Raw genomic sequence first — 13,950 nt, forward strand, 5'->3', positions numbered from 1 at the left:
CCTTGCGGGAGGGCTGGTACGTCACTGTGGGTCCCCATGTGCGGCCGCTGTCGCGGGAGACGCGGAGGGTGAGGGAGGGGCCGGAAACGCTGTCCCACGGGTCCTGCGCCTGCTCTTCAGCCTGGTCGGGTCGCTCCACGCCAACGCCTTTCACTTTGCGTGCTGTTGCCTGCACACAGTGGCGTCACCGCGGGTACGCTCGGAAGGTGGCTCAGCGTGACAACGGTGTCTGCACTGAGGGGAGTTGCACGCGTGGCGATCGAGGACAATCCGCGTTCGCGGGAGCAGTACGGGGCGGAGCTGAAGCGGCGGCGGGAGGCGGCGGGGCTTACGCAGGAGGAGTTGAGCCAGCGTGCGGTGATGTCGCGCACGCACATTGCGCATATCGAGGGTGGGCGGCGGAGGCCGGATCCGGATGATGCGCGGCGGTTGGATCAGGTGCTGGATGCGGGTGGGTTCTTCGTGAACTTCCTGCCGACGCTCGACGGCAAGAAAGTGGCGGAGCACTTCAAGGAGGCGCTGGAGTTCGAGGGAAAGGCCACGATCGTCAAGGAGTACGCCCCCAATCTGGTGCCGGGCTTGTTGCAGACGAAGGCGTACGCGTACGAGGTGCTTGGCACCGGCTATCCGCGCCCGAGCGACGAGGAACGCGACAAGCTGGTGTCCACCCGGCTCGAACGGGCCCGGATCCTCGACACGTTCCACTCGCCCGAGGCGTGTTTCCTCATCGACGAAGCCGTACTGCGGCGGGTCGTCGGCGGACCTGGCGTCATGTGCGAACAGCTTCGTCACATTGCAGAGCTGGGCGCGAGCCGCCGTATCCGGGTCCACGTACTCCCGTACTCCGTGGGCGCCCACGCCCTCCAGGCTGGCTTCCTTTCCCTCATGTGGTTCGACGACCAGCCGCCCATCGCGTACGCAGAGGGCGTGAACAGCGGGCGCGTGCTGGAGCTTCCGTCCGCAGTGCGCGCATGCCAAGAGCTTTACGATCAAGCACTGGGCGACGCCTTGTCGCACCGTAAGTCCCTGGACTTGCTCCGGTCCGTCGCAGAGGATTACGAACATGAAGAGCAGCGAGCCGACCACCCCTGACGCATCGGCACTGCACGGCTGGCGCAAGTCCAGCTACAGCGGCGGAAGCAGCGACAACTGCCTCGAAGTCAACGACACCGCCCGCCCCACCCACGTCCCCGTCCGCGACAGCAAGAACCCCACCGGGCCGGCGATCGTCTTCTCGGCCCCCGCCTGGACGGCGTTCGTCGACGAGGTCCGTTAGGCCTGCTCTTCCTCGAAGACGTTGCGTAGGCCGTTGAACAGGCTGGGCTCGCAGGGGCTGAGCCGGGTCGCCTGAGCCACTGCCACGATGCCCTCAGCGATCTCCCGCACCGCCCTGTAGTACTCGACGCGATCGGATTCCCACAAAGCCATCAGGCCCCTGCGCGTGTAGTCACGGCTACGGCTCCGTAGCGCTAGGTTCCGGGCGAGTGGCGGCACAGGGCCGACGGGTGTCCAGAACACGGGCACGATCGCCGAGCGCTTCTCCCTCACCTGCCGCCGGCTGAAGGCGTCCCACTCCCTGCCGCAACGCTCGTCCTTGAAGTACTGCGGGGAGTAGAGGGGCACGAACACCTGGGCCCCTGCCAGTGCGCGTTGTGTCGGCCCGTCCCAGCGCATGCCCGGGAGCACTCCTCCGCTGAAGTCGAAGCCGGGGCCGTAGCCCGGCGCCGACCGCGCACTGCTCAGTTCCAAGAGGACGTCGCACAGATCGTCGAAGAAGTGGCGTACTGAGTCCAGGGATTCACCGTGCGATCGAGCGCAGCTCAGATAGAACATCGGCCGTCGCTGCGGAGCATCCGGCGGCGTCAGCTCCCACTCACGGTCGCGGGTCTCGGTTTTCAGTCCGTCCTGCCACGAAAAGCCCTCGACAAATGCCGACGTGATGTCGATCCGCGCCCCGCCCTCAGCGGACTGCGCGGCAATGGAGCGCAGTCTTCCGTTCGCGTCGATCAGAGCGGCGCCCGGAGGAGGGGGATGGGCCCTGGACTCTGCGTGGCCCATCATGACCGTCGCCGAGCCCTTCCCGAACTTCTCCCACCACGCCGCGGCGACCGCGCGATCGTCCGGGTGGGCAAGGGGCGCCGCCGGGAGAATGCCCTCGTCGACCCTCAGCATGAACAGCTCTGGATGGTCACTTCGCACCCATGATCCACGCACCGGAAGGGGCGGTCCGCTGCGCGCGTGAACGTGGCAAAGCACACCGCGCCTCGGGCGGAAGACGGTGGTCAAAACCGCGTCGGACCGCACGGCGATCCCGGTACCGATGACGACGTCGGCCTCGGTGATCCAGACGAGAGAATCCAGGAACCGGTTGATTTCCGGGCGGCCGACCAGCATCCACTGGACAGGGTCACTGCCCGTCCAGGGCCCCGTCTCGAACGTCGACGCAACTTGAGTCAACATGCGCGGATTCGTTCCCGTGACATCGACGAGGCGGTTCAGTTCGGCGACGTCGTGCCACAACTCTCCGCGATATCGGGCAAGCGCCCCCTGGAGGTAGTTCACGGCTGATTCACGGCTGAGGTTGCCCAGGGTCACCGTTACCGTTTCCAGAGCCTCATGCGCCCTGTTTCGCCATGGCGTCCCCTCAGAGACGGTGATCAGCAAGCTGCCGGCGTACGGCGGCAACCACAGGAACGACGGTGCCGACCCAGGGCGGGTTACGAAGGCTTCCGAAGTGACGCCGTCGTAGATCAGCAGCCAGCCCGGGTTGTCGCGCAGATAGTCGAAGAGGGGGCCCAATCGTGACTCCGCCCGGTCTGCAGGAGATGGGAGGCCGAGGTCGTCCGAAAGGGCGGTGAGGTCTTCGAGGAGGACTTCGCCGTTGTAGGCGCGGATCCAGCGGACCATGGTGAACGTACGGGCGAACGCCTGCGCACAGTCGATGGCCAGGGCGGTCTTGCCGATGCCCTGAGCTCCCTCGATCACACACCTCGTCCCGTACTGCAACGGTTTGCGTCTGTACCCCGAACGGTTGCCCTTGAGGATCACATCCAAGACATCCGAAAACTCATCCCGGCGGATGTAGAACGGCGGAAGCGGTGGCATCCGGCTCGGCACCCTCTCACCGAGCTCGACCGGCCCCACGTCGCCGACGGCCATGGCCCCTTCCGGCTCACGCCCCCGATTCCGACGCCACCGCGAGAACAGCCGCGGCCGCCTCTCCCGCGGCTCCTTCTCCGTCTGCTCCAGTGCCGATTCCGGCTGCGCCGGCGCAGCCTCCCCCACCCGCCCCCGAGTCAGCTTCTCCACGATCTCGGCATGGTCCCCGCCGACCCCGGCGATGACGGCCCAGGCCACCTCCGCGAACGCCCGGCTCCCCTCTGGAAGTTCGCGCCCGTCCAGCCCGCCGACTTCTCCTGCGGAGGCCAACAGCGCCCCGAAGTCCGTCACCCCACCAAACGTCTTTGCCACCCGCTCGCTCACGCCGTCGACGACCTGCGTCAGCACGCGCAACGACTCCGTACGGCTCAGCCGCTCCAGCAACGCGTCCCGCACGCCGTCCCGGAAGTCGTACAGCACACTGTCCGGATCCCCACCGGGCTCGATCGGCGTACGGCGCACAAGGAGTCCGGAGAGGAAGACCTCGGCGAGATGCATCGGCGTGGAGGCCGGCAGCATGGTGCGCTGGACCAGCCGCATCACCGGCAGGCTCAGCGGAGCAGCCGCCAGCAGTCGCAGCAGCCGGAACGCCTCGGGTGAGTAGCCCTCCTCGAAGCGTTCGATCCAGGCCGCCGGACTGCTCGGCTCGTCACCCGGGCCCACAGGGCTCGGCCGTTCCACGACGGTCAGCGCGGCGGCCCGCAACGGCAGCCAGTCCGTCGTACGGCCGGACACGAGCCGCGCCCACGGGCTCAGCCAGTCACCGGACACCTCCAGCACCGGCAGCCAGCGGATCCGCGCCCGGTCCTCCGCCCCCGCACGCCCGCGGGCGATGCCCGGCAACGGCCCCGACGACCGCACCTCGATCGTCGCCCGGTCGGTCTGCGTGCCACGCGCCCGCACCGCAGACGTACGCAGCGCCGTACGGTGCCACAGCCGTCCGGGCAGCACCTGGAGCGCGGCGACGGGGCGTCGTACGGACCAGTCGGCCAGCGCCGCAGGCAGCTCCGTGCCGTACCAGGACGGGCCCACCCCGTCTGTCAGGACCAGGACCGCGCGCCGCCCGGCCGGGTCCGTCAAGGCCTGCCGCCAGCGCCGTACCGTCGACGCCGCCTGCGCGCCGCTGCGTCGGAACGGCGCCAGCGTCGGTTCCGGACCGTCGGTCTGAAGCGCCCACGCCCGCACGTCGGCGAAGGCACCGTGCCGGGCGAGCAGGGTCCGCAGCTCATCGGCGAGGCGGTGCCAGACCTTCATCGTCGTGCCCGTGTCGATCAACAGGTCGACGGAGAACCGGCGTTCAGGGGCAGGGCGCAGGATCGGCAGGAGCAGCCCGGTATCGCCCGAGGCTGCCGCCGTGGCCTCCACGTCGAGGGTGCGGGCGCGAGTCGAGGGCACCGTCTGGCGCAGAGGGCGCAGGGCTCGGGTCAGGGCGAGGGCATCGGGGAGGGCCTGGGGCTGGGCGACGCGGATGGCGTGTGCGCCGCCGGGGCCGGCGGACGCTGTGCCGTCGGTGCCGCCTGGAAGGTGGAGGCGGGCCGACGGAGACTCGGGGCCGGTGTCAGGGGCGGGGTCATCGTCCTGCGGTGGGGGCGCGACCGGGGCGGCCGGGGGCGGGGGCTGCGTCGGGTCCGTCCCGTTGCCGAGCAGCGACCAGTCGACCGGGTCGAGGCCGCTGAGCCGGGCGATCCACAGCACGTCGAGGGCATCGTCGGCGTCCGGCGCGCCTCCCGCGTCCAGGAGGCGGGCCAGTTCCTCCCGCAGGACGTCGTCGGGCACGGAACCGGGCCCGGCCGCGGCTCCCCCGGCTCCCCCCGCTCCGTCGGCTCCTTCGGCTCCCTCAGCCCCCGTCACGGCCCGCTCAGCCCCGATCCAGCGGCCGCAACAGATCCTCGTCCAGCAGGGCCCGCCCCGTCTCGTCGTTCCACAGCCCGCGTTCCGCCATGAGCAGCGCGTTGAGCAGCTGGTCGTTGGCGAGCGTGCCCTTCTCCCGCTGCTTGGTGAGGAAGTCACCGATGATCTTGCCCCGCACCTCGGCGGAGGAGCCGTTGCCGCCGGTCCCCGGCTCCCCGAGGTGCGCGGCGACCATGCCGGCCAGACGCCCCTTGTCCGCCGCCCCGATCTCCAGCCGGATGCAGCGGCGCAGGAACGCCATCGGGAACTCCCGCTCCTCGTTGCTGGTCAGCACGACGAACGGGAACTGAGCGCATGCCACCTCACCGCCCTTGACCTGCACCTTCTTACGGTCGGCGGTCATGACCGTCTGTTCCTTGCCCTCCATCCGGGCCAGCTCGGGGATGACGAACTCGCCCTCCTCGAAGACGTTCAGGAGGTCGTTGGGGAAGTCCATGTCGCTCTTGTCGATCTCGTCGATCAGCAGGACCCTGGGCCGCTTCCACGGCAGCAGGGCCGTCCCGAGCGGTCCCAGCCACATGTACTTGCCGATGTCGGGCGGCGGGGGCGCCTCGCCCTCCCGGCCGCCGGTCAGGGAGCCCGCGTTGCGCAGGCCGGCGTCGTAGAGACGGCCCACGGCGTCGTACTCGTACAGCCCGTCCTTGAGGGTGGAACGGCTGGTGATGCCCCAGCGAAGCACCGGGCCGAGCTTCAGCTCCTGCGCGACGGCGTACGCGAGCGTGGACTTGCCGGTGCCGGGCTTGCCGGTGAGCAGCAGGGGGCGGCGCAGGTGCAGGGCGAGGTTGACGAGGTGGATCTCGCGCTCACCGGCTTGGTACGCGACGCCCTGGCCCTCTCGGCCGAGATGCCGGTGGACGGCGTCGTCGTCGGGGGCCTGCGGGGTGTCGAGCAGCCGGGCCGGCTGTTCGCCGCCGTGCCGGAAGGCGCGCCACGGGGGTGCCTTGGGCAGGTTCCTGATGCCGTCGTGCGGGGTGCCCGTCCCCTCGTAGACCCACCAGTCCGGCTTCTTCGTCATGCTGCTCCTTCGCCGGCCCCGCGGGTACCGGTCATCGGCTGGTCCTGGCCGCTGAAGACGCATGTCGGGTCGTCCCACAGCAGGGTTATCCGGTTGTGCACGCTCTCGGGGTCGCGGCGCCCGCGCTTACGGGCCTCGTGCACGCTGTGCGGCAGGTCTGCCAGCCGGTCGAGCGGCCGGCAGTGGCGCAGGACGTCCAGCAGCGAGCCCGGGTCGCCGTCGTCGCGACGCCAGACCATGACCGGGATTCCGTCTTCCAGCAGGGCGCCTCGTACCGCTTCCCGGATGAGTTCGTCACGGTGGTCGTACGGGATCCCCAGTCCCAGGCAGGACAGGTCGGCGTGTTCGAGCAACCAGTCCGCGACGTCGGCGGGGTCGGACAGCCGTAGGGACGAATAGCTGCTGCCGGGACAACTCCAGGGTTTCGCCGTGGGGTTCTGGCCGTCCGCCCGTTCCGGAGTGTCGGGCCCCATCCAGCCGATGCGTTCCAGCGCGTCGCCCGGTGTGCCGTCGCGATCCGCTGCTTCCAGTGCCTGCCAGCGGCGGATCCATTCGTCGTGGATCGTGCTGTCCTTGTACCGGGTCAGGGAGCGGACGACGACCTGGCAGCTGCGGCTGAGGGGCACGCCGGCCGAACCACCGGGCCACGACTCGGCGGGGTGGTCGAGCAGCGAGTGCGGCAGCAGGAACTCCACCCGCTTGTTCACTCCCCGGCCGGCCTCGGCCGGTTCCTGCCAGGCGGCCAGGAAACCGCGGCCGCAGTCCTTCAGTTCGCCGCCGGCGAAGGTGCCGGGCAGGGACTGCGAGCCCCGGAAGGCGGGCCGGCCGTCGCCGACGCGCTCGTAGTGATAGCCGCGCAGGGAGTAGCGGCGCTGGGTGTACGGCAGGTCGCTCGGCGCGTCCTCCTCCTCGACCCGTATCTGGATGATGATCTGCCGGTCGCCGCTCGCGGGCGGGGTTCCGGCGCCCGCTCCCCGCCCCTGGACGGAGGCGACCAGACGGGCGAGCTGCGGCCCGATGGCGGGCTCCGCCGCCAGCAGGGCGAGGAAGCGCAGCAGTTGGGTGCGTGGGGCGTCGGGTTCGGCGGGAGTCACCCGTGCGTCGTAGAGCTTGGCCAGCACCTGCGGGAGCCGGTCGGCGTCCAGTGGTCGGCCTGCGGTGCGGCGTTCGGTGCGGTACTGGTGCACCGCCGTCCGGCCGAAATCCGCCTTATGTCTGTGCAGTTCGCCGATGATCTCCAGCATGAAGGGCGCGGGCAACGGGCCGGGCGGCCCGGTCAGGACCACGACCGCCAGATCGAACCACTCGGTGGCGATGTCGTCCGGCTCCACGCACGCCAGAGCGTCCCGCAACGACTGCAGCGTCCCGGTGCGCCGAGCGGTGGCGACGATGGCATGCAGATGGTCACGGGTGACGTTGTGCTCGGGGGCGGCGTCTCCGAGCCGGGGGTCTGCCTGTTGCAGCAGGTCCTTGCGCCCGTCGACCGACCGCAGCCGAGGGATGGCGGCCAGGATCCCGACAAGGAGCTGTTCCGTGTCCCGCTCGGTCTCGCGCTCCGGGCGGGGCGGGGTCGGGCCGGTGCCCTGGGGTGCGGTACGGCCGACGGAAAGTCTGCGACGCAGGTGGCGGAACACTCACGCCTCCCCGAGCACCAGTCCGCAGGCGACGAGCAGCTCCCGCACTCGCTTGGTGCCGATGTCGTCCGGTGCGATCTCCTTCAAGGACAGGTACATCACCTTCAGCACCGCGTCGGCCATCAGTGTCGTACGCCGGATACGGCCGTCGAGCGCGCGCAGATGTGTCCGGGCTTCGGCTGACTCGGGCACGTCGAAGACATAGTCCGGGCCGCCCAGCGACTCGCTCATCATCTCCAGGAGTTCATGGCGGTAGTACAGCTGACGCAGCTTCCGGCAGGCCATGAGCGCGTCGATCAGATCCTTCGGCTCAGGCATCACGAAGGTCGGCAGCGGAGGCTCCGGAGGCGGCACCGGCGCCGACGCGGTCACCGGCGGGTGCAGTACCAACGGCGTGGCGGCCGCAGCGGGTTCACGCGGCGCCAGCACCGGCTTCGGCCCCAGCGGCGGCTCCGTCTCGTACGGCTGCCCGGTCAGGAGCCGCAGCAGCTTCTCCGCGCCGTCGACGGCGAACCCCTCGACGGCGTAGTGGCCGGTGGGGCTGCCGCCCAGCCACAGGGGCAGGTCCTTCGCGGAGCCCTCGGGCAGGACGACGGGGACGATCTTCTCCAACGCGGCGGCATGATCCTCGTACACCAGGTTCCGCAGCAGCATGGACTCCCACTGCACCCCCTTGCCCTCACCGGGCGCGGCATCGCCCTCCGCACGCCGCTTGTACTCCGGCGAGGCGACGACGATCACGTGCCGGCTGTCCCGGATGCCGCGCAACATCCACAGCGCCCAGTCCCGGCGGCGTTCGCCTGCGGGCAGGTCCAGGTCGGCGTCGATTCCGCACCGGCGCAGGAAGTGGTAGAAGTCCCTGACCTTGTCGATGTGCCCCGCGTCGTCATGGGCGTACGAGATGAACACCCGCCCCGGCACCGACACGTCACTCATGTGGCCTCCCCCTTGCATCCCGCGCACCACTACGAGTGCGTCCATGATGGCTCAACAGGCGCTGGAGGGAGGCCTCTTCGCGGAGCTCACCTCATCACCGGGGTCATGACAGGGTGCCGTCATGACCAACGCAACACGACACACCCTCCGTGGGTTTGCGGACACCTTGGTCCGCCTGGGCATAGCGACGGACGAACAGGCCGCAGCCGGCCTGGCGGAGGCCGCCGGGATCGGCATGGACCTGGACGAGGAGTTCGAGGACACCGACGAGCTGACCTTCCTCGTCGGCGAATGCGGCCTCGGCTTTCAGATGCCGGAAAAGGTGTCGGGCGATCTTGAGGACGGGTACGAGGAGCTGCTGATCGATGCGGCGGCGTGCTCGGGCGGTTCGGTGGTCGTCGAGGACGTCGAGCTGGTGACGGACGAGGACGGCGACGAGTACCTGCACTTCCGGCGCAATGGCCGCTCGATCTGGCACCCGACGGAACACCTCTCCGACAGCACCCGCTACATGGACTGGAACGCCGCCTTCGACGCCATCGGCGACCTCGTGCCCGGCAACGACGATCCACGGGGCTTCTACCAGCTGGACGAGGAGTCCTACGACGCCTGGTGGCTCCTGTTGACGCCCGACCAGGCAGAAGGGCTGAAGGAGTTCGGTCTGCCGGTGCCGGTGCAGCTCGGCAACTGGGTGCGCGACGGGATGCCCGCGGCGGAGCCCGAGACGCTCGCCTGGTACGTGGAGGACGACCGCCTGCACGCGAGCGAGGAGTCCCGCCGGTGTCTTGACGAGTGGCTGGCTTCGATGGACGCCGCGCTGGAGCGGTGGCGAACGGCCCATCTGCCGGACGGCTTCCCCCTCGACCACTCGCTCGACTCGCTCTCGGAGCTGGAACGGCTTGTGCTGGACCGCTTCGACGGCCCCGACTCACTGGAGGCGGCGGCCGCAGACGGGTTCTTCGAAGGGGCGGTCAGGTACGTCGGAGAGACCGCGCTGCGGCTCTGGCCGTGCCGCTGGACGTACCAGCACTCCGACGACGACTCCTCGGTGTTCACCAACGAGCCGATGATCCGTTCCAACGCCCCGAACGGCTTCGCGGGGGAGTTCTCTCCCGACTACGTACTGCGGACCCTCGTCAGAAGCCGCACCTCCGACGACATGCGAGAGCGCATGGAATGGGTCGGCGAAGCGGTCGACAGCTACCGCAAGGCGCTCCGCGCCCGCACCCACGCCCGCAGCCCACGCCCGCACTCAAAGGTCTGAGTTAACGGGGGTAACACCCCAGGTCAGGCACGGTTTGGCGTAGTAAGCGCATACCGACTGCTCAGTTTGGTGAAAACCGCACGCATTCCCGTACTGCGAAGTAACGTGCATGGCTCGCCCGCCCCCCACCTCCCTGCGTCCGCCGCACCGGACCCGAGCCATGCAAGGAGCAACGGGATGTCCTCCCCGTACGACCCGTACTCGCCCACCTATCCCTGGCAACCGCCCGCCCCACCGCAGCCACCGCCACCCCCACGACACCGAACCCCCGACCACCCACCCCTCGGCCACCACAGCGACCTGCGCATCCTGCGCACCGCCTACCGCTGGCAGCGCCGCGTGGCGACGCTCACCGCGCTCGGGTACTTCATCCTCTTCCTGATCCTGTCCGCCTTCGCGCCCGGTTTCATGTCGAGCACGATCGCCGAGGGGTTGCCCGCAGGCCTGCTGCTGGCGCTGCTCCAACTGCCCGTCACCTTGCTGGCGATAGGCCTCTACGAGTACACCGCCCGCCGTTACGTCGACCCGCTCGCGGACCGCATCCGCAAGGAGGCCGCGGTGGAAGCCAAGCGGGAGTCGGCGCAGAGGGGGGCGGCGCAGAGGGGCACGGGGCAGAGGGGGACGGGGCGATGACGGACTTCAGCGGAGACGCGCAGGCGATGTCGCTGGTCGCCTTCTGTGCCGTGGCCACCATCACGCTGCTGCTGTGCGTGATGATGGGCCCGGACCGCGACGACCTCGACGAGTTCTACACGGGCTACAGCTCCCTTTCCCCCATGCGCAACGGCCTGGCGATCGCCGGCGACTACATCAGCGCGGCGACCGTACTGGGCACGACCGGCGTGGTCGCGCTGTGCGGCTACGACGGGATCGTGCTGGCGCTGAGCACGGCCCTGTCGCTGATGCTGCTGATGTTCCTGCTGGCCGAACCCCTGCGCAACGCGGGCCGGTTCACGATGGGCGACGCGCTGGCGCGGCGTATGCCGGGGCGGGGGGTGCGGATCGCGGCGTGCGCGGTGACGCTGGCCGCGCTGGTGCCGCTGATGCTGGTTCAGTTGGCGGGGACCGGGCAGTTGCTCGCGTTCATCCTGGGGTTCTCGGGCGACTCGCTGAAGACGGGGTGCATCGTCGGCCTTGGCGTGCTGATGATCAGCTACGCGGCGATCGGCGGCATGAAGGGCACCGCGCTCATCCAGATCCTGAAGATGGTGATGCTGCTCGGGTCGGGCGCCGTCGTCGCCGTACTGGTGCTGGCACGGTTCGACTGGGATCCGGGTGCGTTGTTCAGCACTGCGGCGGAGCAGAGCGGGGTCGGGTCGGCTTTCCTGGAGTCGGGGCTGCAGTTCGCGGGCGGCCCGCATCCCCGCCTGGACATGATCAGCTCGCAGCTGGCGGTCGTCCTCGGCGGTGCGTGTCTGCCGCACATCACGATGCGCATGTACACGGCGACGGGCGCGCGTCAGGTGCGGCGCTCGATGTCGTGGGCGGTGGCCGGCGTGGCGCTGTTCGTGCTGGTGATCACGGTGATCGGCTTCGGCGCGACGGCGCTGATCGGGCGTGAGGTGATCGCCGGGGCGGACCCGCAGGGCAACACGGCGTATCTGCTGGGCTCCAGGGCCGCCTTCGGCGCCGAGGTCTCCACCGCGGAGACCCTCCTGTTCACGACGGTCACCACGGCCATCTTCCTCACCGTGCTCGCCTCGGTCGCGGGCATGATCCTCGCCTGCGCGAACTCCCTCGCCCATGACGTGTTCGCCGTGCGGGTACGGGAGTTGTCCGGACGCCGCGAGATGATGCTGGCGCGGCTGTCGGCGCTGGCGGTGGGGGTCCCGGCGATCGTGCTGGCGACGATGGTCCAGCACCGCAGCCTGCAGCCGCTGGTGACCCTGTCCTTCTCCCTGGGCGCCTCGGCCATCGCCCCGGCCCTGGTCTACAGCCTGTTCTGGCGCCGGTACACACGCGCCGGTCTGCTGTGGACCTTGATCGGCGGCTCGGTGGTCGTGCTCGCGCTGATGCCGGGAACCAATCTGGTCTCCGGATCACCGATCTCGGCCTTCCCCGACGCCGACTTCAACTGGTTCCCCTTCACGACACCCGGGCTGGTGTCGATCCCGGCCGGCTTCCTCTTCGGCTGGCTGGGGACGGTCGTGTCGGGCCGGGGGAAGTCGGAGGAGCAGCGGCGGCAGTACGAGGCTGTGGAGGGGTGGATTCTGGCGGGGGCGGTGCGGAGGGGGAGCTGACTGCTGGGGGTTTGGGGGGAGCTGACTGCTGGGGGTCCGGGGTGGGGTGGGCCTCGGATTGGGGGGTCCGGGGTGGGGTGGGCCTCGGACTGGGTGGTCCGGGGGTGGATGGCCGGGGGCTGGACGGCCCGGGGGTTGAACGGCCGAGGGCTCGACGGCCGAGGGCTCGACGGCTCGGGGCTGGATGGCCCGGGCGCTGGACGACTCGGGGCTGGACGGCCCGGGGGTTGGATGGCCCAGGCGCTGGACGGCCCGCGGACTGGACGGCCGGGCGCTCGACGACTCGGGGCTGGACGACTCGGGGCGCGACGGCCCAGGGGCTGAACGGCCCAGGGGCTGGACGGCCCGCGGACTGGACGGCCGGGCGCTCGACGACTCGGGGCTGGACGACTCGGGGCGCGACGGCCCGGAGGCTGGACGGCCCGGAGTTGGGTGGCTGGGCACTGGACGGACCGGGGCTGGGTGACCGGCTGGTCGGTGAGCGGGGGCGGGTCACTCGCCGGTGGTGGGCTGGTTCCTCAGCTCATCTCCGGTGCCGGGCAGTTCCCAATCCCGCCTTGTTCCCACCCTGGCGGCGGCACTCACTCCAGGGCCGCCTGCCCCGTCAGCGCCGTCAGACTGACCCGCATCTGCCCGATGTGCGCCCGCACGTCGTCCCACATGTCCCCGTGCTCGCGCAGCACCCGTTCCGTCTCCCGGGCGATGGCGTCCGACCGCCGCCGAGCCTGCGCGAGCAGCTCCGTCGCGCGCGCCCGCGCCTCCTCCTGCAAGCGCTGCGTCGAGGCGTGCGCGTCCGCGAGCTCCTGCTCCGCCTCGGCCAGCGAGGCCTCGGCCCGCGCCATCCCCTCCTTCTCGAACACTTCCAGCGCCGCCAGCCGCTCCTCGGCCTCCCGCTCGAACTCGGTCCACCGCGTGGTGTGCTCCTTGTCCTGCTCGGTGAGCATCCCGGCGGTGCGCTCCCGTACCTCGCGCAACGTGCCGAGCACCTCCCCGCGCCCCTCCTTCACATCGCGCCGGGCGGTGACACGGAGCTCGATCGCCTCCGCACGCGCCGCGAGCAACCGCTCATCGGCACGCTCTTCCGCATCGGCGCGTACGGCATCGGCGTACGCCTGTGCCGCGTCACGCACGCCGTTCGCGCGCTTCTGCGCCTCGTCGACCAGGGCCTGGGCCTCCTGCCGCGCACCTTCCCGCAGGGTCTCGGCCTCCTCCTGCACCAGCATGAGGATCCGCCGCGCGCGCCCCCCGAGCGTCTCGTACGTCTGCGGGGCGAGCTGCGCCACCTCCTCACGCAGCTGCTCCACCTCCTCCTCCATCTCCCGGGCGAGCACGGTGAGCCGGGCGGCCCGTTCCCAGGCCGCGTCGCGGTCGCTGAAGAGGGCGTCGACGTAGGCGTCGACCTGTTCGGGACGGTAGCCACGCCCTCGTACGACCGCGAAGTCGTAGAGCGAGACCGGTGCGCTGCTCATCCTGGAACCCCTCTCCACCGAACTACAAAAATGATGATTTAGCGCCCATCTTGATGTATCAGGTGGAATCGCTCATAACGCGACACTCCGCGCGCAGGGGCACGAGGCAGGCGCAGGGGCACGGCACGGGCGCAGAGACACAGAGGAGAGATGCCGAGGCGCAGGGGCGCGGAGGGGCGGGGCGTAAGGGCGCGGGGGCGTGATGGAGCGGGGTGCAATGGCAAGCGGGTGAAGTGACGCGCGGGCGTAAAGGCGTGCGGGTGAGGTGGCGCGCGGGGCACTGGGGTACGGGCGATCGGTGCGCGGTGCGCGGTGCGCGGGC

10 protein-coding genes are annotated in these 13,950 nt (G+C 70.2%); 5 read left to right on the plus strand and 5 right to left on the minus strand.

Going from position 1 to position 13,950, the window contains the following annotated elements:
• Window positions 1-252 precede the first annotated feature (252 nt).
• Complete coding sequence (locus PBV52_RS18770; protein WP_274239606.1) at window positions 253-1,092, plus strand: helix-turn-helix transcriptional regulator; 840 nt, start codon at window positions 253-255, stop codon at window positions 1,090-1,092.
• Entirely contained in the window at window positions 1,064-1,276 is a 213-nt protein-coding gene (locus PBV52_RS18775) for a DUF397 domain-containing protein (RefSeq protein ID WP_274239607.1), read from the plus strand. The genes PBV52_RS18770 and PBV52_RS18775 overlap by 29 nt, the downstream gene beginning before the upstream one ends.
• Here the strand turns inward: PBV52_RS18775 and PBV52_RS18780 are convergent.
• The 4 genes from PBV52_RS18780 to PBV52_RS18795 form a co-directional block, all read right to left on the minus strand.
• The gene (locus PBV52_RS18780) at window positions 1,273-4,935 is read right to left on the minus strand and encodes a toll/interleukin-1 receptor domain-containing protein (protein WP_274239609.1); all 3,663 of its coding nucleotides are present in this window, start codon (window positions 4,933-4,935) and stop codon (window positions 1,273-1,275) included. The two genes, PBV52_RS18775 and PBV52_RS18780, sit on opposite strands and share 4 nt — an antisense overlap.
• Window positions 4,936-5,017: 82 nt before the next feature.
• Window positions 5,018-6,085, minus strand: coding sequence for a MoxR family ATPase (locus PBV52_RS18785; RefSeq protein WP_274239611.1), 1,068 nt, complete (start codon window positions 6,083-6,085; stop codon window positions 5,018-5,020).
• Window positions 6,082-7,719, minus strand: a complete 1,638-nt coding sequence (locus tag PBV52_RS18790; protein ID WP_274239612.1) for a hypothetical protein — start codon at window positions 7,717-7,719, stop codon at window positions 6,082-6,084. The genes PBV52_RS18785 and PBV52_RS18790 overlap by 4 nt, the downstream gene beginning before the upstream one ends.
• Window positions 7,720-8,655, minus strand: a complete 936-nt coding sequence (locus PBV52_RS18795) for an SEFIR domain-containing protein (RefSeq protein WP_274239613.1) — start codon at window positions 8,653-8,655, stop codon at window positions 7,720-7,722.
• 121 nt (window positions 8,656-8,776) lie between these two features.
• Between PBV52_RS18795 and PBV52_RS18800 the strand changes: the two genes are divergently transcribed.
• The 3 genes from PBV52_RS18800 to PBV52_RS18810 all read left to right on the plus strand — a co-directional run bounded on the left by PBV52_RS18800 (window position 8,777) and on the right by PBV52_RS18810 (window position 12,159).
• A complete protein-coding gene (locus tag PBV52_RS18800; RefSeq protein WP_274239614.1) occupies window positions 8,777-9,919 on the plus strand; it encodes a hypothetical protein in 1,143 nt (380 codons plus the stop codon).
• Window positions 9,920-10,096: 177 nt separating this feature from the next.
• Window positions 10,097-10,552 (plus strand): DUF485 domain-containing protein, encoded by a 456-nt coding sequence (locus PBV52_RS18805; RefSeq protein WP_274239615.1) that lies wholly within the window; start codon window positions 10,097-10,099, stop codon window positions 10,550-10,552.
• Window positions 10,549-12,159: a cation acetate symporter gene (locus tag PBV52_RS18810; RefSeq protein ID WP_274239617.1), complete on the plus strand. Its 1,611-nt coding sequence runs from the start codon at window positions 10,549-10,551 to the stop codon at window positions 12,157-12,159. Before PBV52_RS18805 ends, PBV52_RS18810 begins: the two co-directional genes overlap by 4 nt.
• Before the next feature lie 581 nt (window positions 12,160-12,740).
• Here PBV52_RS18810 and PBV52_RS18815 read toward each other — a convergent pair.
• Window positions 12,741-13,628 carry a DivIVA domain-containing protein gene (locus tag PBV52_RS18815; protein WP_274239619.1) on the minus strand — a complete coding sequence of 296 codons (888 nt, stop codon included), beginning with the start codon at window positions 13,626-13,628 and terminating at the stop codon, window positions 12,741-12,743.
• Window positions 13,629-13,950: the final 322 nt, after the last annotated feature.

Source organism: Streptomyces sp. T12 (assembly GCF_028736035.1).
GTDB lineage: Bacteria > Actinomycetota > Actinomycetes > Streptomycetales > Streptomycetaceae > Streptomyces.